The following is a 22,420-nucleotide window of genomic DNA, read 5'->3' as shown; positions in this document are numbered from 1 at the left end:
CTACAAGCTGCGTCGAATCGGACGGCCCCCCGTTCGGAGCGCCCAGTGGGTGGGCCCTCAGCGGGTGGCCAGATGGTGCAGAGCGAGACGATAGCCGTCGATACCGAGACCGCAGATCACCCCGGTCGCCACCGCCGAGACCACCGAATGGTGCCGGAACTCCTCACGGGTGTGGATGTTGGAGATGTGCACCTCCACCAGCGGCCCCCGCAGCATGGCGCAGGCGTCCCGCACCGCGTACGAGTAGTGCGACCAGGCCGCCGGGTTGAGCACGACCGCAGCGCCCTCGTCGGCCGCCGTGTGCAGCCAGCCGAGCAGCTCGTGCTCCGCGTCGGTCTGCCGGACCGTCACCGCCAGCCCCAGCTCCCGACCGGTGCTCTCACAGAGCGCCACCAGGTCCGCGTAGCTGGTCGCGCCGTACACGTCGGGCTCGCGGGTGCCCAGCCGGCCCAGGTTCGGCCCGTTCAGGACGTAGACCTTCACGCGGTTGCCACCTCCCGGTAGGCGGCCTCCAGCAACGCGTCGTCGGGGCCCTCCAACATCGCCGGGCGGGCCAGCCCGTCGAGCACCACGAAGCGCAGCCGACTGCCCCGGGTCTTCTTGTCCACCCGCATCGCGGCCAACAGCTGCGGCCAGGCGTCGGCCGGGTAGCTCACCGGCAGACCCAGCGCGCTCAGCGTGACCCGGTGTCGGTCGGCGGTCGGCGCGTCCAGCCGCCCGGCGAGCCTGGCCAGCGTGGCCGCGTACACCAGACCCACGGCGACCGCGTGGCCGTGCCGCCAGCGGTAGCCCTCGTTCTGCTCGATGGCGTGGGCCAGCGTGTGACCGTAGTTGAGCACCTCCCGCAGGCCCGACTCGCGCAGGTCGCCGGCGACCACGTCGGCCTTGACCCGGATGGCCCGCTCGATCAGCTCCCGGCTCACCGGCCCACGGGGGTCGGTGGCGGCCTCCGGGTCGTTCTCGATGAGATCCAGGATCGTCGGGTCGGCGATGAACCCGCACTTGACGACCTCGGCCAACCCGGCCGCCAGGTCCACAGCGGGCAGGCTGTCCAGAGTGGACAGGTCGGCCAAGACCCCGACCGGCGGGTGGAACGCGCCCACCAGGTTCTTGCCGGCGGCCGTGTTGATGCCCGTCTTGCCGCCCACCGCGGCATCCACCATGCCCAGCAGCGAGGTCGCCACCGGCACCCAGCGCACACCCCGCAGCCAGCAGGCCGCGACGAAGCCGGCCAGGTCGGTCACCGCGCCGCCGCCCACCCCGACCACCGCGTCGGTACGGGTGAAGCCGGCCGCTCCGAGCCGGTCCCAGCAGGAGGCGGCCACCTCGATGTGCTTTCCCGACTCGGCGTCGGGCACCTCGATCGGCAGTGGCTCGACGCCGGCCGCGCGCAGGCGTTCGCCGAGCGCGTCCGCGAGGGCCTTGAGCGGAGGCGCGTGCAGCACCGCCACCCGGGTCGCGCCGGGCAGCAGGCCAGGCAGCGCACCCAGCAGGTCACGTCCCACCAAGACGTCGTACGGCCGCTCGCCGCCGACCGGAATTCGGGTCACCTTGTCCATCGCCGGCAGCCTAGTCCAGCGGGCGGCGCGGGGAGGGCGGCTGTCCACCTGCTGGCCGGGCGGCCCAGTCCGCCAACCGGCGGGCGTGTTCGGCCACCGCGGCGCGCAGCGCGTCCGGATGCCGCACGGTGAACGGACAGCCCAGCCCGGCGAGCAGCGCCGCCATCCCGGGCAGGCTCTCCGCTCGGGCCCGCAGCAGCACCCCGTCGGTGGTGGCGGTCAACTCGGCCACGCTGGGCGGGATGCGGCGGCGGGCGGCGACCAGGTCGGTCTCCAGCACGACCTCCACCTCGTGCGTGTACGGCACCCCGGCCAGCGACCGGGTCACCCAGGCCACCGCCTCGAAGCCGTCCGGCACGGTGAAGCTCGCCGCGCCGGGCGTCACCGCGCCGATCCGGTCCAGTCGGAAGGTGCGGATCTCCCCGCGCCGGTGGTCGTGGCCGGTGACATACCAACGGCCGGCGTGGAAGACCAGCCCGTACGGGTCGAGTTCGCGGTGCGACTGCTCGCCCCGCCAGGAGCGGTAGTCCAGTGCCACGCGCTGCCGGTGCCGGGTGGCCGAGGCCAGCGCGAGCAGGGTGCTGGACGCCGGTCCGCGCTCCGGCTCCGGACGACGCAGGGTGAAGCCCAGGTGCTCCTGGACGGCGGCGAGCCGGTCGGCGAGCGCCGCGGGCAGCACCCGGCGGATCTTCGCCAGCGCGCTGGCGGTGGCGGGCTGCTCGGTGGCGAGCCCGACCCGTTCGGCGACGACGAGGCCGAGCAGCACGGCCACCGCCTCGTCGTCGGTGAGCATCAGCGGCGGCAGCTTGTAACCGGAGTGCAGCCGGTAGCCGCCGTAGCGGCCCCGGTCGGCGGTGACGGGAATGCCCAGCTCCACAAGCGTGGTCGCGTACCGCCGCACGGTCCGCTCATCCACCCCCAGGTGGCCGGCCAGTTCGGCGGCCGTCGACCGGTGCCGGGTCTGCAGCAGTTCGAGCAGAGCCAGCACCCGCCCCGCGGGATGTGACACGGGCCACTCCTTCAAACCGGGCGGATCCTGTCCGGTTTAGATCGTACGGTCTGTCGGTAGCCGAGAGAAGGAGCCACAGATGGCGACATTCGTGCTGGTGCCGGGATTCTGGCTGGGTGCCTGGGCGTGGCGGGACGTGACCGCCGCGCTGCGGTCGCAGGGGCACGAGGTCTATCCGATGACGCTGACCGGGGTGGCCGAACGCGACCACCTCGCCGGTCCGGAGGTCGGCCTGGACACGCACACCAGCGACATCGTCCGACTGATCGAGGTCGAGGACCTGCGCGACGTACTGCTGGTCGGGCACTCCGGAGGGGGAATGCCGGCCGCCCAAGCGGCGGACCGCGTCCCGCACCGGATCGCCCGGATCGTCTACGTGGAGAGCGGGCCGTTGCCGGACGGCACGGCGCAGTTCGACACGCTGCCGCCGGAGGAGCAGCAGCGGCTGCGGGCCGCGATCGGCACCGGGCACCTGCTGCCGCCGCCGGCCTGGGATCCGGCCGCCGACCCGACCAACCTGGCCGGCCTGGACGAGCCGACGCTCGCGCTGCTGCGCACCCGGGCCACCCCGCAGCCGCTGCGGGCCGCCACCGACCCGGTCCGACGCACCGGCGGGCACCCGGTGCCGACCGCGCTGGTGGCCAGCACCTTCCCGCTCAGCGTGGTGCAGCAGATGATCCAACAGGAGCATCCGTTCTTCACCGGCCTGGCCGACGGCCAGTTGCACGAGCTGCCCACCGGGCACTGGCCGATGCTCAGCGAGCCGAAGGCTCTAACCGACGTCCTCGACCTGATCGCCCGCGGCTGAGAACCAGCCCACTGCGCCGATCTTGCAGTTCCGGTTGCCGAGATGCGGGGAATGCCCCCTACGTTGGGGCAGCTACTGCAAGATCGGCGGGGCAGGGCGACGTCAGCGGGGCAGCAGGGCGGCGACCTCGGCGACGACCTGCGCCGGGGCCCGGCCGTCGGTGACCACCGTCTCGGTGGCGACCTCGGCGTAGAGCGGCCGGCGCTGGTCCAGCAGGTGCTTGAGGGTGGCCCGTGGGTTGATCGCCAGCAGCGGCCGGCCGGCGCCGAGCCCGACCCGCCGCACCGCGTCGGGCAGCTCGACCGAGAGGTGCACCACCCGGTGCCCGATCAGGGCCGCTCGGGTCTCCTCGGCCAGCACCGCGCCGCCGCCGAGGGCGAGCACGCCAGTGCCGCCGGCCAGCGCCGCGGCCACGGCGGCCCGTTCCAGGGTACGGAAGTGCGCCTCACCCTCGTCGATGAAGATCTCCGGGATCGGCTTCCCGGCCATCTGCTCGATGTCGGTGTCGGTGTCGCGGAACTCCACGCCGAGGGTGGCGGCGAGCGCCCGCCCGACGGTGGTCTTGCCGCAGCCGGGCGCGCCGACCAGCACGACGACCGGTGCCATCAGCGGATGACCAGCGCGTCGAGATACCCGGCCAGGTTGCGGCGGATCTCGGCGATCGAGTCTCCGCCGAACTTCTCGGTGGCCGCCTCGGCCAGCACCAGCGCCACCATCGCCTCGGCGACCACCGCCGCGGCGGGCACCGCGCAGACGTCGGAGCGCTGGTTGATCGCGGTGGCCGGCTCGCCGGTGGTGACGTCCACGGTGGCCAGCGCCCGGTTCAGCGAGGAGATCGGCTTCATCGCGGCGCGGACCCGCAGCGGCTCACCGGTGGTGATGCCACCCTCCAGCCCGCCGGCCCGGTCGGTGACCCGGCGGACGCCGGTGGCCGACGGGATGATCTCGTCGTGCGCCTCGGAGCCGCGGGAGCGGGCCTGCTGCCAGCCGTCGCCGATCTCCACGCCCTTGATCGCCTGGATGGACATCAGCGCGGTGGCCAGCCGGGCGTCGAGCTTGCGGTCCCACTGCACGTGGCTGCCCAGCCCTGGTGGCACCCCGTACGCCAGCACCTCGACCACGCCGCCGAGGGTGTCGGCGGCCTTCTTCGCGGCATCGACCTCGGCGACCATCAGGGCGCTGGCCTCCGGGTCGAGGCAGCGCAGCGGGTCGGCGTCGATCCGGGCCGTGTCGGACGGCGTGGGACGCAGCCCGGGCTTCGCGGCCACCGGGCCCAGCTCGACGACGTGCGAGACGATCTCGATGCCGAGCGCCTGACGGATCAGCGCCTTGGCGACAGTGCCGACAGCCACCCGGGCGGCGGTCTCCCGTGCGCTGGCGCGCTCCAGGATCGGCCGGGCGTCGGTGTGGCCGTACTTCTGCATGCCGGCCAGGTCCGCGTGGCCCGGCCGGGGGCGGGTCAGCGGGGCGTTACGGGCCTGCCGGGCCAGCTCGTCGGGGTCGACCGGGTCGGCGGCCATCACGGTCTGCCACTTCGGCCACTCGGAGTTGCCGACCCGGATCGCCACCGGGCTGCCCAGGGTCACGCCGTGCCGCAGGCCGCCGAGCAGCTCGACCTCGTCCCGCTCGAACGACATCCGGGCACCCCGCCCGTAGCCCAGCCGTCGACGGGCCAGCTCGTCGGCGATCTCGGTGGTGGTCACCTCAATGCCGGCCGGCACCCCCTCCAACATCGCGACGAGGGCGGGACCGTGCGATTCACCTGCAGTCAACCAGCGCAACACAGCGGTCAGTCTGTCACGGCGGGCCACCGACGCAGCGCGCTCCCCGTCGCGTCCCGCCCAGCGGACGCCGCCGCCCGCTCACGCGGGCGGCGGCTCAGATCCCCCGACCGCGCTTGTGCAGGGTGCGCAGCACCGCGTCGGCCCGGACCACCCGACCGGCGACGGCGAGGGCCAGGTAGGCGCGCGGCTCGCGGGGGTTGCTCCGCAGGGTGCGCCGGGCCCAGCGCAACGCACCCCGGCGGTCGCCGGAGGCGGCCTGGGCGAAGGCGATCTGCCCGGACACCCGGGCCTCGCCGGCCGGTTGACTGGCGAACTCCGGGTAGCGCCGCAGCAACCACTGCAACGCCTCCGAGATGGTGTCCCAGCGCTGCGCGAAGTACGAGCGCTTGTGCCAGCGAACCAGCACCGACGGCGTCCGCAGGTTGATCAGCGGCGCGCTGCGCGCCGCCCGCAGCAGGAACTCGTAGTCCTCCGCGTAGCTGCCCGGGATCTCCTCGTCGACTAGCCCAAACCCGTCGCGCAACGCGGTGGCGCGGATCAGGAAGGTCGACGGGTGCAGCTCCGTCATCCGGTCGCGCAGCAGGTCGTCCAGGGTGATCCGGTCCTTGTCGAGCACCCGGTCGACTGTGTGCCCGTCGTAGTTGACCCGGATGCCGCAGCAGACGAACTCGGCGGCCGGATCGCCGGCCAGCGCGTCGACCTGGGCGGCCAGCTTGGCGGGCAGCCACTCGTCGTCGTCGTCGCAGAACGCGACCAGCTCGCCCTCGGCCGCGAGGGTGCCGCTGTTGCGCGCACCGGCCAACCCGGGGGTACGACCGTTGTGGATCACCCGCACCACGCGGGCCGGGCCGCTGCCCAGCTCGGTCAGCGACTCGTCCGGCGCGGACTGGTCGAACACCACGACGACCTCGATCAGGCCCGGGTAGTCCTGTGCCAGGATCGCGCGCACCGCGGCCCGCAGCAGCTCGGGGCGGTCCCGGGTGGGCACCACGACGCTGACGGTCGGCTGCTGGGTCATCGAATCTCCTTCGTACCCGGGCGCGGCCGGGACCAGGCCCGCCACCGGGGTGGGCGCGGGGTCGAACGGGCCACCAGGTCGTCGACGATCTGCCCGACCCGGGCCACCGCCGCCCGTCGTGCCTCGTGTGCCTCCGGGTCGGCGGCCACCGCGTACCGGGACGGGTCGGCCACCCCGGCGGCCAACGCGTCGTGCAGGGCCTCCCGGGTCTCACAGAGCGCCACCAGCCCGGCGGCGCCGAGCCGGCGGGCGAAGAGGAGCTGGTGGTTGTCGACGTGCTCGCCGCGAGCCGGATCGCGGGGCACCACGATGGGCAGGTGGCCGTGCCGGCGGGCCTCCAGGATGGTCGCCGGGCCACCGTGGCAGACCACCAGGTCGGCATCGATCATCGCCTGCTGCAACGCGTCGTGGCCGAGGAACGGCACCGCGCCGCTCAGCTGGGGCGCGGTGGTGTGCCCGTGCTGCATGGTCAGCCCGATCGGGCCGGCGGCCTGCGCGTGCCACTGCGCCAACCAGTCGACGAGCCGGTCGAAGGGGTGCTTGTCGGTGCCCACCGCGACCAGCAGTCGAAGCTGGGCGACCGCCGAGCTGTCGCGTTGGCGGGGCAGGCGGGCCGCCTCGGTGGCCGGCCGGGGTTGCGGACGCCGGGCCGTGCCCGTCTCCCCGGTCACAGCAGCGTCCCGACGACTGTCGCCTCGGGGTACTGCCGGCGCTGCTCGTCCCACTGCACGAGCATCGCGGACAGGAACGGCCGGCAGAGCCGAGCGGTCAACGTCGGGGTGTCGATCCGGTCGTACACCTCGATGTAGACGGTCGGGATGCGCCGCAGCCGGGCCAGCACCACGAACGGCACCGCCACACCGGCGCCGGTGGTGACCACGGCGGCGACCCGCCGGGCCCGCAGCACCTGCCAGGCCAGCAGCGCGTTGCGCAGCAGGTTCGGCACGTTGCGGGTGGTCGGGTGGTGCGCCGGCACCAGGTCCTCCCCGGCCAGCAGCGACACCGCCTCCGGGGTGTCGAAGGTGACCCAGCAACGCCGCCACTGTTCGTACCAGGGCCGCAGGGCCAGTAGTTGGGCCAGATGGCCGCCGCTGGAGCCGACCAGCAGCAGCACCGGCGCCCCACTGTCGTCGTTGTTCGTGTCCACGCGACTCCCCACAAGTTCGCTTGGAATTTCAGTTCACGCCAGGCAGAAGCAGATCACACGATCCCCGGTCGTTGAATAGCGCGACCGGCCGAGATCACGATCTCCACGGTGGCCGGTGCGGTGCACCGAACGTCCGAGGTCCATCGATCGTCATCACCACCTGCGATTATGTCGTCACTCTGCGGCGCACCGTCGTCGCCGCGATTCCTCCAGATCAGCCGCTATGTCTTTTCTCGATGACGTCCAGGAGTGCGGGATGCAGAGCGGCGTTCCAGCCCGCGCCCGCGTCGGCCAGCCGCCACGTCCGCAACCACATCTCCACCAGGTACGCGTCGGCGACGAGCCGACGCTGCGCGGCGTCGAGGCCGAGCCGCTCGCCGTGTCGGCTCAGATATCCGTCCACGGCCGCCGCAGCGGCGTCGGCCGGCTCCCCGCGCAGCACGAGGGCCCGCTGGAACGCGTCGTGCGCCAGGTCGAAGCCGACCGGCACGTCCGGCCCGCTGTGCTCCCAGTCCCAGGCGACCAACCGGCCGGCGTGCCAGCCCAGGTTCCACGGCACCCAGTCACCATGCCAGTGACCGAACTCGACGCTGGTGTCGCCGTGCCGGCGGGCCAACGCCGAGACCGCGGCGACCGCCCGCGCACCCGCCGGCTCGGTCGCGGCGGCCCGGCCGGCCTGATCTGCCAGCCGGCGCAGGAAGGTCGAGTCGACCAGCGGTCGAGGTGTGCCCGCCGGGCCGCCCCGCCGGGCGACCGCGAGCAGCGCCGCGATCCGGGGCGGGTCGTCCACCGGCACACCGCGTACCGCCGGGGGCAACGGCTCGATCACCGCGACCACCTGGCCCGCCCACGACGTCTCGGTGAGCAGCCGCGGCGGCGTCGGATGGTCGGCGACGCCGGCCACCTCGCGCAACGCCCGCAGCGCCGCCGCCTCCGCGCTGACCAGCGCTCGGGTCGCGTCGTTCCAGCCGATCTTCGCGTAGCCACGCGGACGCCCGTCGGCACTGAAGAGTTGCAGGGTGGGCTTGCCGTTCGGGTCGGGTGGGCGAACCCCGAACGCGGCCAGCAGCGGCGTGTCACCCAGGTCGGCGGAGAGCCGCTCGCTCAGCAGCAACTCCGCGGCCGGCACCCCGGCCGGCACCGAGACGGTCAACGTCGGAAACGGCGCGAGCCCCACCCGACCGAACCGGGCCAGCCCACCGAGCAACGCCCGCAGCGCGCGCACCTTCGGTGGCCGCAGGGCGTTGTACGCCAACAGGGACGCCGCACCGGCCCGGGGCGCGCCCAACGGCACCAGGAACCGGGCCCGGGCGATCGACGGCACCACCGCGTACCGGGCCACCACCTGGTGACCGGCCGGCGGGGCGCCGGCCACGGTCAGGCCGAGCCGGTCGTCCGGGAAGACCGCGCGGCTCACCCAACCCAGGCCGTCCACCCGCGAACGCGGGTCGGTGGCCGGGCCCACCCGGGTCGTCACGCCGCCCGGTCCGCCCAGTCGAGGTCCAGCCCGAGCCGTTGACGCAACGCGTCGTTGTACGGCCGGTAGTAGTCGGTCAGCTCAGCCCGCACGCTCGGCTCCAGGGGTGCCGAGCGCCGATCGTTGTAGACCTTGAAGTTGGGCAGGTCATACGCCGGCAGACCGAGGAAGTCCAGGGTGCGTCGGTAGGTCGCCCGCGAGTCGCGGTACAGGTCCTCGCTGGGCAGGAAGAGGATCTGCTCCCGGGCGAAGCGCTCCAGCCACGGCTCCAGGTGCTCCAGGTAACGCCCCCGGGCCCGGTACGTGTACCAGTCGTACGGCTCACTGAACGACTCCGGCTCGGCGATCAACCGCTCCCGCTCACCCGCCGTGCGTTCCGGCTCGGCCGCCAGCGCGGCGGCGAAGTCCAGTGGTTCGATGCCGTGGGTGCGGCGTTCCTTCCAGTGCGAGTACGCCCGCTCCACCGGGTCCCGCAGCAGCACGATGAGCTTCACAGACGGCATCAGCGCGGCGACCCGCTGCGCGGCGAGCGGGTGGAACATGTACAGCGGGGCGGCCTCACCGACCCGGACCGGCCCACCGTGCCGCTTGGCCAGGGCCTCGCGCTGCCGCTCGGTCGGGAAGTGCGAGCGGTACCAGGCTTCGCCGCGACCCCAGTGCTCCTCGAAGTAGTGCGCCGACTTGGTGTTCCACGCGGGAAAGAGCCGGGGCACCAACGGGTGCTGGATGAGGTAGTTCCACAGGGAGGTGGTGCCACCCCGTTTGGTCCCGATGATGAGGAAGTCCGGCAGCGGCCGGCGGTCGCTGGTGCGAACGCCGTAGTCGACAAGCGACTCCTTCACCCGGGTGGTCACCTGGGTCGGAACCAACTGCTTGACCCGGTCACGGATGGACACCACGACGAACCTCACCTGCCTCTCGTCGATGCCGAGGTGGGCTCGGCGGCCGTGGCCGCGTTGTCCCCTCCACGGATCTGCCTCATGGTCCCCCGGATGCCGGCGCGCACCCGGGGCAACGTCAACATGCCGACGCAGCCGGTCAGCAGTACCGCCAACGCCACCGCCAGGCCGGGCAGGCCGCGACCGCCCACCAGCACGCCGGCCCCGGCGGCCAGGCCCACACCGGTGATCGTGGCCGCCGCGGCACGCACCATCGCGCCGTCGAACAGCGGCTCCCGAACCACCGACCGGGCGAACCCGGCGGCGGTGAGGTTCTCGGTGGCGATGCCGGCCGCCCAGGCCACCGCCGCGCCCGTCGCGCCGTGGTGCGGGATCAGCCAGAGACCCAGCGAGACGGTCACCGTCAACCCGGCCACGGTGGCGACCAGGTGCAGCCCGCTGCGCCCGCCCATCAGGAGCAGGCTCTGCACGTTGCCCACTCCGGTGTTGACCAGCATCGCCAGCGCGAGCACCGTCATCGCCGGCACACCGGCGGTGAACTCCGGCCCGAACAGCTGGAGGAAGGCCAGCGCGAAGACCGCCAGCAGCAGGTACACCGGCCAGGACAGCACCAGCCCCCAGGTGGTCAACTGCCGGTGCACGGCCGCCGCCGCGGCCCGCTCGCCCCGCCCGAGCAGCCGGGACAGCTGCGGCGACACCGCCACCCGCAGCCCCTGCATGGCCAACTGACCGGCCAGCACGTACCGGCCGACGGCGCCGAACACACCGGCGTCCGTCGGCCCGGCCAGCACCGAGGTGAGCAGCACACCCACCCACATGCTGCCGGCGTCGATGGCCGCCGAGGCGGCCCGGGGCAGCGCGAAGCGCCAGAACGTGGACCAGTCGGCGCGGTGCGGACGCAGCGCCGCGCCCCGGCCCAGCCCGAGCGGGCCGGCGACGAGGGTGAGACAGGCCAGCAACGCCAACGCCGCCGGCACCAACCAGCCGGTCATGCCGGCGAGCAGGCCACCACCCGCCAACGCGGCCGCGCCGACCAGCACCGGGCGGGCCACCGGCAGCAGCAGGAACTGCACCCCGACGTACGCCCGGATGGGCCGCACGCAGCGCAGCGTGGCCAGCAGCAGGGTCATCGCCACCACCACCGGCACCGCGGCGAACGTGACGGTGAGCAGCGCGTCGCCGCTCGCGCCGGAACCGCGCAGCAGCCGGGGCGCGAGGGCGTCGGCGGCCAGCACGCCCGCGCCGGCGACCAGCAGCCCGGTCAGCAGCGGCGGGATCAGCGCCACCGGGAGCACCCGGGCGGCGTCACCGCGCACGCCTGCGCTGCGGCGGGGCAGGGCCCACATCAGACCGGTCTCCGCGCCGAGCGTGCAGATCGCGGTGGCCACGGTGACGACCCCGATCGCGGCGAAGAACGCGCCCGCGCCGGCCGGGCCGTAGCCCCGGGTGATCACGACCGCCAGCACGAACCCGAACAGGCCACTGGTGGCCGCGCCGAGCAGTCCGGCCACGCCGCTACGCGCGCTGCGGCGGGTCTCGGCCGAGCCGGTGTCCCCGGCTGGCGACGGCGCGGCCTGGTCCTCGGCGGGGGCGGGCGTGGGCCGGCCCTCGTCGGCACCGGCCGACGGTCGGGTCGCGGCGGTCACGCGGGCACCGGCGCGGTCCGTGCGGGCGTCGGCGACGACCCGGCCAGCCGGGCCAGCCGTTCGCGTTCGGTGAGCGCCATCGCGAAGGCCACCGCGAAGAACGCGACCGCCAGGTTCTGGTTCGCCATGCCGTAGAACGGGACCTGCACGAGGCAGACCACCGGCACCACCGCCAGCCACTGCCCGGCCGCCGAGGTCGCCCGCGCGCAGATCACCGCTGCGGCGACGAACCACGCCAGGAAACAGATGAGCGCGGGTACGCCGTGGCTGAACAGCACCATCCACAGCTGCCCCTGTGTGCCGATCGGCGCGGCCGCCGACACGGTGTCCACGTTCACCGGAGCGCCGTAGCCCAACCAGGGCGACTCCTGCACCCGGCGGATCACCTCGCTGTAGAGCGAGAGCCGGTCGGTGTTGGTGTCGCTGGAGTCGACCCGCCTGCTGATCAGCTCGGTGATCGGGATGAACAGCGTGGCCAACCCGCCGATCACCACGACCCCGACGATGGACGCGGCCACCCGGACGTTGCCGCGCAGGCTGGCCCGCACCCCGAGCACCGCCAGCCCGGCACCGAGGCTGAGGAACATCGCCCGGTTGAGGGTGAGGAACGCCGGCGCCAGCGACAGCGGCAGCGACGCCAGCAGCGCCCAGCGCAGCAGCCCCTGCCGGCGCAGCATCGCGAAGGCCACCACGCAGGGCAGGGTCATCGCGTACGCACTGCCGTAGTTGTTGGTGTACGCGAACGGCGCGGCCGGCCGGTAGATCGGGTTGAGCGAACGGGCACTGTACTCAGCGGTGGTGAGGTGCACCATGTCCTGGATGAACGGGGTGCCGGCCACCCCGCCGGGCAGCAGCACCTCCATCGGGGTCGTCATGGCCAGCCGGGGCACCAGCACCCCGAGCCAGCCCAGCGCCACCAGCCCGAACCAGAACGCGCAGAGCGGGGTGAGCACCGCCACCAGGCTGGCGCGTTCCCGGGCGGCCGCGTAGACGTAGACGCCGACCACCAGCGCGGTCAGGTAGAAGGCCAGCCGCAGGGCGAACGTGAGCAGCGAGGCGGGCGACGACAACTGGGTGGCGCTGACCACCACGATGGCGAGGAAGAGCAGCCAGATGCCGGCCGCCGGCGGCAGCGGCACGCGTCCCCGGGTGAGCAGCAACGCGAACAGCAGCGCACCCAGCAGCGGCCAGCCGAGGTAGAACGCACCGAACAGCCACCAGAGCGGCACCAGGCCGAACATCATCGACAGCGGCCAGAGCGGCAGTTGCGGCGGCGCGGACGGCGCCACCGGCACGGCCTCCTGCGGAGCGCCTCCGGGTGGTGGTTCGGTCGCCGGGGCGCGGGTCACCGACACGCTCAGGCCCGGCCGTTTCGGGTGAGCACGAAGCCCAGCGGGGTGACGCCGGCGGCGCGCAGCCGCTCCACCAGGCGTCGCAGGTCACTCTGCCGGGTGCGGTCCCGCTCCACGACGACCACCGCGCTGCCCTGCCGGGCCACTGCCACGCCACGCTCGTCGGACTCGGCCGGCGGGGCGTTGAACAGGACCAGGCCGTGGTCGGCGCCCTGCCGCCAGGTGCCGAACCGGACGCTGCCCACACCCACGACAACCTCGTCGGGGGTGACGACGCGACTGTTCTCCGGGCGGGCGGACGACACCCTCGGCAGCGTCAGGGTGGCATCGGGGTCGGTGGACGGGCGAGCACCCGGCGGGTGCGGGGAGGGCCGACGGGCGGGCGTGCTCTCCGTGGCGGCACCGGCGGCCGGTGTGCTGCCGGCCGGCCGGGGTTTGGGCACCAGCGGCCGGGACGGGTCGATGGGCAGCCGCCCGCGGTCGGCGAGAACGGTGGCCCGTAGCCGCTCGATCCGACCGCTGTCGTCGGCGACGAAGACCTCCCGGCCGTCCACGGCGAGCGCCACGGCGAGCCCGGCGGTGAGCACTGTGGCGTCCTCCCGGGCGGTGACCAGCGCCACCCGGGCCGGCTGCCGGACCCGCTCGGCTACCGCCATCGCCACGTACCGGATGTCGGCGTCGACCGCCCGGGGGCTACCCCGGAACGCCGGCCGGCGTACGGTGCCGAGCAGGGGAAGGCCGGAGGCCTCCCGGCCGTCGGCGACCGAGCGGACCCGCCGGTCGGTCGACTCCCAGAGGTACGCCAGCACGATGCCGATCAGCGCGCCACCGAGCAGGCCGGCGACCAGGTAGAGCGGCCGGTGCCCGGCGGAGGTGACCAGCGCCTTCTCGGCGGTCTGGGTGACCCAGCCGGGGTTGACGTCGACCGCCGCGATCTCGGTACGGGCGGCGTTGAGCTGGGTGAGCTGGTTGTTGATCCCGGCCAGCTCGGCCACCAGCGCGTCACCTGCGGCGGTGTCCTTGGCGGTGTTCGCCCGCTTCTGCAACGCGGTCTGCTGGGCGGCGACCTTCGTGATGCTGGCGTCGTAGGAGCGCAGCATCTCGGCGCGCTGCTGCTCGTACATCGCCCGGCGCACGCTCAGGTAGGCCTCGGCGGCCATGTTGGCGCTCTGCACGGCCTGGTGCGCCTCGCGTGCCTGGTAGGTGAAGCGCAGGATCTGCCCACCGGTGGGCACCTCGACCTCGAGCGCGTCGCGGATGTCCCGCGGGTCGCCGCCGGCCGAGTCGGCGAGCCGCTGCACCACCTCGGTGCCGGTGGCGATGCCGCTCTCCACGTTCATGTTGACCGCGCGGTCGGCGCCCGCGCCGCTGGGTGTGAAGGCGTCGGTCACCACCGGCCGGACCGCGACCACGGCGCTCGCGGACAGCGCCGCCGGCACCAGCAGCACGTAGCCGAGCGCGGCGAGCAGACCGACCATGGCGACCGCCACCACCAACCGCAACCGGTGCATCGGCACCCGCAGCAGGTCGGTCAGTGTCACGGCACGCGAGGTGCCGGAGGACGGGCCGTCCGTGGGCCAGGGGGCGGGCGCTGCATCAGTCATGGAACTTCTTCACCGTCTGTTGAGGATTACCGACGACCACGACGCCGGGTGGTACGTCGGTGCGGACCACCGTCGCCGCGCCGACGACGCTGTCCCGACCGACCCGCACGCCCTTCAGGACCAGGGCGTGCGCACCGACCCAGACGTTGTCCTCGAGAACGATCGGGGCACGGGTGAGCGGGCCGGGCGGTGCGTGCCGCTGCTCGGGGGGCAGGTTGTGGAAGTCGTTGTCGAGCAGCTCGCAGTCCGACAGGAGGCACCGGTCCCCCACGGTGACCGACGTCCAGGTGCCGATCCAGGTGGCGTTGAGCAGACAGTCCGCGCCGACTCGTACCTCGCCGGGGCCGGCGAAGCGGACGAGTTTGTTCAACCGGGTGCGGTCACCAATGGTCACCCGCACACCGCGCCGCAACCGGATCCGGCCACGGATCTCCACGTCCCGACCGAGCGTCAACCGTCGGTAACGGAGCTGATACCAGCCGCGTTTGACCGCGAAGACCAGACGCACCAAGCGTCTCGTTCGGATGCCAGCGGCGCCGAGCAACGACCCTCCCCCACCGTCGCGGGCCGGCAGCGGTGGGTACCGCCACCGGCCCAACGTGAACAATCTACCGATGCTCCGTTACGAACGGTTGACCCTTACTGTACGGAGAAGAACGTCGATGGGGTAGACCAGGACAACTCGGGCGTCGCGCTGCTGATGACGGTCGCCGTGGTGCCGTCGACCACCGCGCTCGGCGCGGCCGTGGGGTCGAACGGCACGCTCCGCAGTGCGCCGTCGGTGGAGCCGTAGACGATCCGGCCGCCCACCCAGGCCATGCCCCGCACCGCGGACCAGGTCACGCCCGTGGTCGGCAGGGCGAACTCGGTGGCGCCCAGGTAGTTGCCGTCGATCTCGAAGTAGCGGTAGTAGAGGCCGTTCGCCCCGGTACGGGTGTAGTAGAGCCGGCCGTCGAGGAAGAAGGCGCCGGTCAGCGACGCCGGGTTGTACCAGTCGTTGTAGCCGGACGCCTCCCACGGCGAGCCGATCGCGCCTCCGTTGAAGAGCGAGATGTCGATCCGACTGCCGGTGGGCGTGCCGGCCACCGTGTGCGACCAGTAGATCCGGTCGTCCACCCGCCAGGTCGCGCCGGCCGCCGTGTACGCGGGCTGGCTGACGCTGGTCGCGGTGCCCAGCGCGGTGCCGTTGAACGGCACCTTCGCCAGGGTGCCCGAGGCGGTGCCGAGGTAGAGGTTGCCGGTGGTGGCCGACGGCGGGTTCTTCGCTGTGAAGGTACGCCCGCCGGCGAGCGGGAACATACCGAGCCGGCCGTGGTACTCCTCGCCCATGCCATCGGAGTTGTGCCCGAAGTAGAGGCCGTCCGAGCCGCGCCAGAGCACCGGCACCGACGAACCCCAGTTGCTGGTGCCCGACGGCATCGAGGCGCTGCCGCTACGGCGCGGGTTCCAGTTCACCGGCATGCCGGTCGCCGGAGTGACGGCGGCGATGCCGAGCCGGTCGACAGCGCCCGGGCCGGCGGCGTCGATGGCGTTCGGGTTGTTGACCCAGCGGAAGTGCCCGCCCAGGTAGATGACGTTGTCGGCCACCTCGACCGAGGTGATGGTGTCGTTACCGGTGTAGTCGGCCCAGGTGGCGAGCAGGCCAGAGCCCCGCGCGGCGGTCTCGAAGCGGACCAGGGCGTCGCAGTACGCGGCCGGCCAGCCGGCACCGCCGTTGGTGCCGACCACGAACCAGCTACCGTCGCCACCGAACTTCACGTCCTGCACGTAGTGCACGAACGTCGTCGGCGAGGCGCACGGCGGAACGAACTTGTCGGTGCTCCAGTCGAGCAACGTGGGAGTCCCGGAGACGTCCACCAACGCCATCTGGTTGCGCGGCAGGTCGTTGACGAGCGTGAAGTTGCCGCCGACGACCAGGGTGTCGCCGTCCGGCGCGACGTCGATGGTCCAGACGTACGACGTGGTGCCGTGCCGTCCCACTGTGGCGTCGATGCTGAAACTCGGGTCGATCGCGCCGGTGGTCGCGTTGAGCCGGCCCAGACCGGCGTGCGCGGTGCCGTTGAGCCAGTTGAACGCGCCGGCCACGTACAGCCAGTTGCCGTCCAGCGCCAGGTCACGGACCGTGCCGCCGTCGGAACGCCCGACCCAGCTGTCGATGATCGCGCCCGTCGACGGGTTGAGCGCCACCAGGTTCTTCCGGGAGACGCCGTTGACGTTCTTGAAGGCGCCGCCGACGATCAGCGTGCCGCCGGGGCCGGCGAGGAGCGTGTTGACCGCGCCGTCGAGCACCGGCAGGAAGGTGGTCGACATGGTGCCGGTGGTCCGGTCGTACGCGAAGAGGTAGCGCTGCGTGATCCACGCGGAACTGGCGGTCTGCCGGAGCTGGGTGAAGCTGCCGCCGACGAAGACCGTGTTGCCCACCTGCGCGAAGGCACGGGTCTCACCGTCTCGGGCGTGCGGGGTCGAGTCGGCGGGGTTCGCCGACACCAGGGTCGCCGTGGTCGGGACCGGTACCACCGCGGCCGACGCGGTCGTGGGCACGCCCAGAGCTGCGGCGATGATCGCCAACGCGACCATCCCCGCCCGAGTACGACGTCGTCCTGCAAAACGCCACAAGTGCGAGAGTTTGGGCACGCTGCGCCTCCAGATTGGATGAGAACCCGAGGTAGCGTGCCTCGTCCAGCCTGGTTAACAAAATCCGCCGATTGGGCGGTGCATGAATCCGCAAGCCGACAGAACGCCGGAGGATCGGATGTCCGACCCCCCGGCGAACGCCGTCCGGTCAGCCCGTCTCGAACGTCAGCGGTTACCTCCGGTGGGTTGCCGCAGGTAGGGGTCCCGTCCGGCCTGCGCGAAGCCGGCCACCGCCGAGGCGTCGTGATTCATCGTCATGTCGCAGGTCGACGTGCGGCTGGTCATACCGGCCGAGTTGAAGTAGATCGCCGCCTTGATCTTCGGGTGCGCCTTCAGCGCCGCCGGGAACTCCTGGAACCAGCGCTGCTTGGCACCCAGGTCGGCGGAGTTGAAGTTGGTGCCGAACTCGGCGAGCATCCGGGGTTTGCCCGCGCCGATGCCGTTGTCGTCCAGCCACCGGTAGAAGCCACCGACCGTCGTGCTCGGGCTCTTCCACACCGTGCTGCCGTTGCAGACGTGGAAGTTGTACGGGTCGTAGGCCACCCAGTCGACGTACCGGTCACCGGGGTACAGGCCGGCGTACCGGGAGTAGTGCCCGGACCAACCCATCATCGTCCAGACCCAGACCGCGTTGGTCGCGCCGGCGTTGGCGAACCGCTCGTGGACGTAGCGCCAGGCCCGGACGAAGTCGGCGTCGCTGCCCTTGTCCGGCTCGTCCTCCGGCTCGTGGTCGAAGCCGATGAAGACCGGTACGCCTGCGGCGCGGATCCGGCCCGCGACCGCGTCGATGGTGTCGTCCTGCTTGCCGCCGTAGACGTCCGACCACTTGAGGGTGGTGCCGGCGGAGAAGTCACGGGACTCCCAGGCGAAGAACATCAACCGGCCTTCGCGCATCTGCTGCGACTCGTACACGTCGGGGAAGGCGCCGTTGCTGCCGGCGTTGGAGAAGTCGTGGTAGCGGTGCACGATGTCGAACTTGCGCCCGACCTGCGTCTCCACGTCGGTGACGGCCTTGCCGTGGTCCCAACCGCCGGCCGCTCCGGCGGGCGAGTACATGCCCCACCAGGCGCCACAGGACGGGACGAGCTTGTCCGAGACGGAACCACACTTGCCGGACGGGAGGGTGCCGCTGGCGCTCGGGGTCGGCGTCCGGGTCGGAGCGATGGTCGGCGACGGCTTCGGCGCGGCGGTGGTCGGCGACGCGCTCGGCGACGGCGGCGGTGCCGGCCGGGTCGTCGTCACCGGCGACGGCCGGGCCCCGAGGTCGTAGCTGATCAGCAGGCCGGGTCGCAGGTCCGTGTTGCGGTTCTCGACCGACGCCCAGTAGATCCGGCTCTCCAGGCCGCTCTGCGCCAACGAGACCGTCCAGGTGCCGTTGCCGGTGACCAGTTTGGAGACGTCCCACTCGTTGAAACCCTTGGACACGCTGGTCACGCTGTCCAGTGCGGCACCGGCCGGCGTCAGCGGCGGCCGCGACTCGCGGGCGCTCAGCGGTGAGGCGTGCGCCGTCACCGTTGCGGCGAACTGCTGCCAGGCGTGCACCCGCAGCGTCGCCCGGATGTTGACCGCGTTGGCCGGCACCGTGGTCACCGCGAACTCGATGACCGCCTCGCGGCCACCGCGCGGGTTGCCGTCGCAGCGCGTCGCGCAGGTCGCCAGCGTCGACTTGGCCGCGTTGTCACCGTCCTGCGACACCGCGGTGGCGGTGGTGTCGGCCGCCGCCCGGATCGACAGGTCGTCGCTGGCCAGCAGCGGCATCATGGTCGCGACGATGCCGGCCACCACCGAGCCGCCGACCACGCCGATGGCAATCGCCTTACGCCGGGGTCCGGAGCGGAACCGGGTGATGCGGTGCAGTCCGTGCCTGGTCAAGGAAACTCCCTGTGTCTGCGTCCGTAACGGTGAGCAGCGTATCGATGACCAGGACATGTGGCAGGTAGGACAGTTTTCCGTAAGCGCGTCTTAACCGTCAGCTAAGAAACCGCCTCAGGGAAATCAGGGGCTCTGGCCGCGGGTGCGACCGAAGCCCCGCCACACACCTTGCCTGGGGAGCACGCGCGGAGTCAACGGGATGCGTTGGAAGCGCTTCCGGAACGCGTCGCGACCATCGGCGACCGCCCCGGACCGTCTGTTCGGTCCGTCAGCCGGAGCGAGCGGCAGTCAGCGCGGCGGCCATCGCCGCCCTCGGCGCGGTGACGCCGGTGAACTGCTCGAACTGCCCGACGGCCTGGGCCAGCAGCAGGTCCAGGCCGGAGACGATCCGGCAGCCCGCCGCGTCGGCGGCCGTCGCCAGCGGTGTCGGCCACGGGTCGTAGAGCGCGTCGAAGAACACCGCGCCCGACCGCCAGGCCACCGCGCCGGCCAGTGGGTCGGCGACCCCCTTCGGCACCGTGGAGACGACCACGTCGGCGGTGGAGAGTTGCCGGGGCGCATCGGCCCATGGGGCGGGCGTCAGCGCGACGCCCACCGCGCCGGCCACCGGGCGTAGCTCGTCGACCGCCTCGGGTCGGCGGGCCACCACCGTCACCGACGAGCACGCGAGCTGGGCGGCGGCGGCGAGCGCGGCGCGGGCCGTCCCCCCGGCGCCGAGCACCGTCACGGCGGCACCGGCGCTCACGCCGGCGTCGGTGAGCACCCGCACCATGCCGGCGACGTCGGTGTTGTCCGCGTACCAGGAGCCGTCCGGACGGCGTACCAACGTGTTGGCCGCGCCGACGGCGGCGGCGACCGGCGACGCGGCGTCGGCCACGGCGAGCGCCGCCTCCTTGCCCGGCATGGTCACCGACAACCCGGCCCACTCCGGGCCCAGGCCGGCGACCAGATCCGGCAGCTCCGCCGCCGCGCACTCGATCCGGGTGTACGACCACCCGGTCAGCCCGGCGGCGACGTAACCCGCGGTGTGGATCACCGGGGAGAGGGAGTGCGCGATCGGCTTGCCCAGCACTGCGGCCCTATGGGTCGACACGATCACCGCCGGTCGCGGCAGGTGGCCCGATCACTGTCGACATCACGTCCCCGCTCTCCCCCGCACGTCGGGATCGACAGTACCCAGCACCGCGGCCCGGACACCAGGGAACCGGTTCTGCGGCCACCCTGGGCGACCGCGTCATCGCTTGACCCACATCGACGTTGGTGAAAGCATTCCGGGGACGGAAGCGCCGATCGAAAAAGGGGAAACCTTGAACAAGAGCATTCTCCGTGCCCTTATCGCGATTGCTGCGGTTTTCAGTCTTTCGCTGATGACCGCCGTTCCCGCGCGGGCGGACGCCGCTGCGGGCAGCTGGTCCGACAACCACCAGCTGTGCCAGTCCAGCTCCTGCGTCCGTAGCGGCAACATCGTGCGGCTCTGGCAGGCCATCGTCTGGGCCGACGACCTGAGCGGCACCGTCGGCACCAGCTTCATCGACGGGGAGTTCGGCTCCAACACCGCCGCCAAGACCAGGACCTGGCAGGACGTGATGAACGTCGGCATCGACGGGTCGGTCGGGCCGCAGACCTGGGGCGAGGCGTACGGCGCGGTCAACCGCAACACCGGGTTCGACACGAGCACCCAGACCGGGTACTTCTACTACGGCTACAACCGCACGTTCGGTCTGCGCAAGCAGAACAGCAACGGCGTGTGGACGTTCCTCAACCCGCGCACCGGCACGTGGACCGGCACGAGTCACTGACAATGACGCAGTAATTGCGCGTCAGTGCTGAACCGTAAAGGCTCCCTTCCCGACAGCGACCATAATTGCGGTCGCAATGGGAAGGGAGCCTTTATGGCGTAACCCGGCCGGTCAGATAATGCCGGCCTCTCGAGCCTTGTTCTCGTTGCGCTTGTGCTGCTCGTACGTCTCGGCGAACTCCGAGTGGCCCTCCTTGTCGATGGCCACGAAGTAGAGCCACTTGCCCACCGGCGTGTCCATCGCCCCTTCCAGGGCCTGCTTGCCGGGGTTGTTGATCGGGGTGGGGATCATGCCCCGCAGCTTGCGGTTGTACGGGTTCTTCGGGTCGTCCAGCTCGGCCGAGGTCATCTGCTTGGACGACTTGGTCGGCTTACCGATCGACTCCAGGTAGTAGTTGACCGTGACGTCCATCTCCAGGCAGTTGCAGTCGAACTCGCCGTACACCCGGTTGTAGGCCACCCGGGCGACCTTGCCCAGGTCGTCCTTGTTGCCGGCCTCGGCCTGGGCCAGCGACGCCACGATCAGCGCCTCGTACGGGCTGACCTTGCGTTCCTCCTGCACCCGGTCGGCGAACTTCATCTCCACGGTCACCGAGAGGAAGCGGTTCACCATCAGCTTGAGGATGCTCTGGGCCGTGGACTTCGGCGGGATCTCGTACGTGTCCGGGAAGAGGAAACCCTCGATGGACTTGACGCTCTTCTTGCCGTCGCCGCGCGTGAACCACCAGTCCGGGATGCCGAGCGCCTTCGGGTCCTTCGCGGCGGCCTGGAAGTCCTTGACCGGGATCTTGGTCTTCTCGGAGAGCAGCTTGTAGATGTTGAGGCTCGTGCGGCCCTCGGGGATGGTCAGCCCGTTGACGATCTTGTTCTTCAGGTCGAGCATCGCGGTCACGGCGCTCGCGCCGCTCATCTGCTTGCGCAGCTTGTACGTGCCCGGCTGGATGTTCTTGCTGCGCGAGTTGGCCTCGGCCGCCTCGATGAAAGCCTTCTGGCTCTTCACCACGTCGGCCGCGACGAGGGCGTCGGCCATGTCGGCGAGCAGCGCGCCGTTCTTGATCTCGACGGTGATCTCACCGGTCCCGCTGCCGTCGTAGTCGGGGGTGACGAAGTAGTTCTGGATGCGGTCGAAGCCGTAGAACGCGCCGCCGCCGATGCCGCCCAACAGGAGCAGTGCCATCAGCAGGGCCAGGAATGTCTTGCCCCGGCCCCCGCCGCCGCCGCCGGACCCGCCCTTGCGCTTGCGGAAGCCGCGCCGGTGCCGACCCTTCTCCCCCCGCTCCGGCTCGTCGAACCCAAGATCCAGATCGTCGATCATTACATCCGCCTCCGCTGCGCGTCCAGCCAGCTCTGCAGGATCTCCACCGCGGCCGCCTGATCGACAACCGCACGTTGACGTTTACCTCGGACGCCACGCTCGGCAAGCCTACGAGAAGCGACCACGGTCGACATCCTCTCGTCAGTGAGCGTTACCGGAACAGGCGCTATCACATCGACCAGTCGGTCAGCGTACGCCTTCACATGGACGGCCGCAGGGCCATGCTTGCCGGCGAGATTGACCGGAAGGCCGACGACGACCCCGACGGCCTCGTGCTCGGCCACCAACGCGGCCAACTCGGCGAGGTCGCTCGGCACCGCGTCCGGCGCCGCCGTGAGATCGCGGGCCAGGGTGACCAGCGGTGTTGCCAAGATCCCGTCCGGATCCGAGCGGGAGACGCCCACCCGCACCTGACCGACATCCACGCCGATCCGCACACCACGCGTCAGCTCAGCCACCGACGGTCACCACCAGCCGGGAACGAACCAGGGCGGACCA

At 72.1% G+C, this 22,420-nt stretch carries 21 protein-coding genes; 2 read left to right on the top strand and 19 right to left on the bottom strand.

What is annotated here, in order from left to right:
• Window positions 1–57: 57 nt before the first annotated feature.
• From aroQ to GA0070561_RS17695, 3 genes are read right to left on the bottom strand one after another with little or no spacing between them, the layout of a single operon-like run.
• Window positions 58–483, bottom strand: a complete 426-nt coding sequence (gene aroQ / locus GA0070561_RS17705) for a type II 3-dehydroquinate dehydratase (RefSeq protein ID WP_091401894.1) — start codon at window positions 481–483, stop codon at window positions 58–60.
• A complete protein-coding gene (gene aroB / locus GA0070561_RS17700) occupies window positions 480–1,559 on the bottom strand; it encodes a 3-dehydroquinate synthase (protein ID WP_091401892.1) in 1,080 nt (359 codons plus the stop codon). The genes aroQ and aroB overlap by 4 nt, the downstream gene beginning before the upstream one ends.
• Before the next feature lie 10 nt (window positions 1,560–1,569).
• The gene (locus tag GA0070561_RS17695) at window positions 1,570–2,568 is read right to left on the bottom strand and encodes a helix-turn-helix transcriptional regulator (RefSeq protein ID WP_091401890.1); all 999 of its coding nucleotides are present in this window, start codon (window positions 2,566–2,568) and stop codon (window positions 1,570–1,572) included.
• A gap of 79 nt (window positions 2,569–2,647) precedes the next feature.
• On the opposite strand from GA0070561_RS17695, the gene GA0070561_RS17690 reads away from it, so the two are divergent.
• Complete coding sequence (locus tag GA0070561_RS17690) at window positions 2,648–3,376, top strand: alpha/beta fold hydrolase (protein ID WP_091401888.1); 729 nt, start codon at window positions 2,648–2,650, stop codon at window positions 3,374–3,376.
• A gap of 102 nt (window positions 3,377–3,478) precedes the next feature.
• On the opposite strand, the gene GA0070561_RS17685 is transcribed toward GA0070561_RS17690, so the two are convergent.
• The 14 genes from GA0070561_RS17685 to GA0070561_RS17620 all read right to left on the bottom strand — a co-directional run bounded on the left by GA0070561_RS17685 (window position 3,479) and on the right by GA0070561_RS17620 (window position 19,902).
• Window positions 3,479–3,982, bottom strand: coding sequence for a shikimate kinase (locus GA0070561_RS17685; protein ID WP_091401886.1), 504 nt, complete (start codon window positions 3,980–3,982; stop codon window positions 3,479–3,481).
• Entirely contained in the window at window positions 3,982–5,160 is a 1,179-nt protein-coding gene (aroC, locus tag GA0070561_RS17680; protein ID WP_091401884.1) for a chorismate synthase, read from the bottom strand. The genes GA0070561_RS17685 and aroC overlap by 1 nt, the downstream gene beginning before the upstream one ends.
• 94 nt (window positions 5,161–5,254) lie before the next feature.
• Window positions 5,255–6,178 (bottom strand): glycosyltransferase family 2 protein, encoded by a 924-nt coding sequence (locus GA0070561_RS17675; RefSeq protein ID WP_091401882.1) that lies wholly within the window; start codon window positions 6,176–6,178, stop codon window positions 5,255–5,257.
• Complete coding sequence (locus tag GA0070561_RS17670) at window positions 6,175–6,849, bottom strand: glycosyltransferase (RefSeq protein WP_091401880.1); 675 nt, start codon at window positions 6,847–6,849, stop codon at window positions 6,175–6,177. Before GA0070561_RS17670 ends, GA0070561_RS17675 begins: the two co-directional genes overlap by 4 nt.
• The gene (locus tag GA0070561_RS17665) at window positions 6,846–7,325 is read right to left on the bottom strand and encodes a glycosyltransferase family 28 protein (protein ID WP_091401878.1); all 480 of its coding nucleotides are present in this window, start codon (window positions 7,323–7,325) and stop codon (window positions 6,846–6,848) included. The genes GA0070561_RS17670 and GA0070561_RS17665 overlap by 4 nt, the downstream gene beginning before the upstream one ends.
• A 214-nt stretch (window positions 7,326–7,539) precedes the next feature.
• Entirely contained in the window at window positions 7,540–8,802 is a 1,263-nt protein-coding gene (locus tag GA0070561_RS17660; protein ID WP_091401876.1) for a hypothetical protein, read from the bottom strand.
• The gene (locus GA0070561_RS17655) at window positions 8,799–9,701 is read right to left on the bottom strand and encodes a sulfotransferase domain-containing protein (protein WP_091402242.1); all 903 of its coding nucleotides are present in this window, start codon (window positions 9,699–9,701) and stop codon (window positions 8,799–8,801) included. The genes GA0070561_RS17660 and GA0070561_RS17655 overlap by 4 nt, the downstream gene beginning before the upstream one ends.
• Window positions 9,702–9,709: 8 nt before the next feature.
• Window positions 9,710–11,347: a lipopolysaccharide biosynthesis protein gene (locus GA0070561_RS17650; RefSeq protein WP_091401874.1), complete on the bottom strand. Its 1,638-nt coding sequence runs from the start codon at window positions 11,345–11,347 to the stop codon at window positions 9,710–9,712.
• Window positions 11,344–12,696 carry an O-antigen ligase family protein gene (locus GA0070561_RS17645; protein ID WP_425255899.1) on the bottom strand — a complete coding sequence of 451 codons (1,353 nt, stop codon included), beginning with the start codon at window positions 12,694–12,696 and terminating at the stop codon, window positions 11,344–11,346. Before GA0070561_RS17645 ends, GA0070561_RS17650 begins: the two co-directional genes overlap by 4 nt.
• An 8-nt stretch (window positions 12,697–12,704) precedes the next feature.
• Window positions 12,705–14,303: a GumC domain-containing protein gene (locus GA0070561_RS17640; RefSeq protein ID WP_091401872.1), complete on the bottom strand. Its 1,599-nt coding sequence runs from the start codon at window positions 14,301–14,303 to the stop codon at window positions 12,705–12,707.
• Window positions 14,296–14,814 carry an acyltransferase gene (locus GA0070561_RS17635; RefSeq protein WP_181518689.1) on the bottom strand — a complete coding sequence of 173 codons (519 nt, stop codon included), beginning with the start codon at window positions 14,812–14,814 and terminating at the stop codon, window positions 14,296–14,298. Before GA0070561_RS17635 ends, GA0070561_RS17640 begins: the two co-directional genes overlap by 8 nt.
• A gap of 128 nt (window positions 14,815–14,942) precedes the next feature.
• On the bottom strand, window positions 14,943–16,880 hold the full coding sequence (locus GA0070561_RS17630; protein WP_091401870.1) for a hypothetical protein: 1,938 nt from the start codon (window positions 16,878–16,880) through the stop codon (window positions 14,943–14,945).
• A 222-nt stretch (window positions 16,881–17,102) separates the two neighbouring features.
• Entirely contained in the window at window positions 17,103–18,809 is a 1,707-nt protein-coding gene (locus GA0070561_RS17625; RefSeq protein WP_091401868.1) for a glycoside hydrolase, read from the bottom strand.
• A gap of 268 nt (window positions 18,810–19,077) precedes the next feature.
• Window positions 19,078–19,902 carry a shikimate dehydrogenase gene (locus tag GA0070561_RS17620; RefSeq protein WP_091402237.1) on the bottom strand — a complete coding sequence of 275 codons (825 nt, stop codon included), beginning with the start codon at window positions 19,900–19,902 and terminating at the stop codon, window positions 19,078–19,080.
• 274 nt (window positions 19,903–20,176) lie between these two features.
• Here GA0070561_RS17620 and GA0070561_RS17615 point away from each other — a divergent pair, with 274 nt between their 5' ends.
• Window positions 20,177–20,608, top strand: coding sequence for a peptidoglycan-binding domain-containing protein (locus tag GA0070561_RS17615; protein ID WP_091401867.1), 432 nt, complete (start codon window positions 20,177–20,179; stop codon window positions 20,606–20,608).
• Between the two features lie 111 nt (window positions 20,609–20,719).
• Here GA0070561_RS17615 and mltG read toward each other — a convergent pair whose 3' ends face one another.
• Both mltG and ruvX read right to left on the bottom strand, forming a co-directional pair.
• On the bottom strand, window positions 20,720–21,922 hold the full coding sequence (mltG, locus tag GA0070561_RS17610) for an endolytic transglycosylase MltG (RefSeq protein ID WP_091401865.1): 1,203 nt from the start codon (window positions 21,920–21,922) through the stop codon (window positions 20,720–20,722).
• Window positions 21,922–22,380 carry a Holliday junction resolvase RuvX gene (gene ruvX / locus GA0070561_RS17605; RefSeq protein WP_091401864.1) on the bottom strand — a complete coding sequence of 153 codons (459 nt, stop codon included), beginning with the start codon at window positions 22,378–22,380 and terminating at the stop codon, window positions 21,922–21,924. The genes mltG and ruvX overlap by 1 nt, the downstream gene beginning before the upstream one ends.
• Window positions 22,381–22,420: the final 40 nt, after the last annotated feature.

This window comes from Micromonospora saelicesensis (assembly GCF_900091575.1).
Taxonomy (GTDB): Bacteria; Actinomycetota; Actinomycetes; order Mycobacteriales; family Micromonosporaceae; genus Micromonospora; species Micromonospora saelicesensis.
The sequence above is the reverse complement of the archived record's forward strand: the minus strand, read 5'-3'. Positions and strand labels throughout refer to the sequence as shown.

What these genes read in the sequence shown, in the direction of transcription:
- GA0070561_RS17675 (WP_091401882.1), bottom strand. Translation starts at nt 6,178, where the DNA reads ATGACCCAGCAGCCGACCGTCAGCGTCGTGGTGCCCACCCGGGACCGC.
- GA0070561_RS17630 (WP_091401870.1), bottom strand. Translation starts at nt 16,880, where the DNA reads ATGGTCGCGTTGGCGATCATCGCCGCAGCTCTGGGCGTGCCCACGACC.
- GA0070561_RS17640 (WP_091401872.1), bottom strand. Translation starts at nt 14,303, where the DNA reads ATGACTGATGCAGCGCCCGCCCCCTGGCCCACGGACGGCCCGTCCTCC.
- GA0070561_RS17690 (WP_091401888.1), top strand. Translation starts at nt 2,648, where the DNA reads ATGGCGACATTCGTGCTGGTGCCGGGATTCTGGCTGGGTGCCTGGGCG.
- aroB (WP_091401892.1), bottom strand. Translation starts at nt 1,559, where the DNA reads ATGGACAAGGTGACCCGAATTCCGGTCGGCGGCGAGCGGCCGTACGAC.
- GA0070561_RS17615 (WP_091401867.1), top strand. Translation starts at nt 20,177, where the DNA reads ATGACCGCCGTTCCCGCGCGGGCGGACGCCGCTGCGGGCAGCTGGTCC.
- mltG (WP_091401865.1), bottom strand. Translation starts at nt 21,922, where the DNA reads ATGATCGACGATCTGGATCTTGGGTTCGACGAGCCGGAGCGGGGGGAG.
- GA0070561_RS17685 (WP_091401886.1), bottom strand. Translation starts at nt 3,982, where the DNA reads ATGGCACCGGTCGTCGTGCTGGTCGGCGCGCCCGGCTGCGGCAAGACC.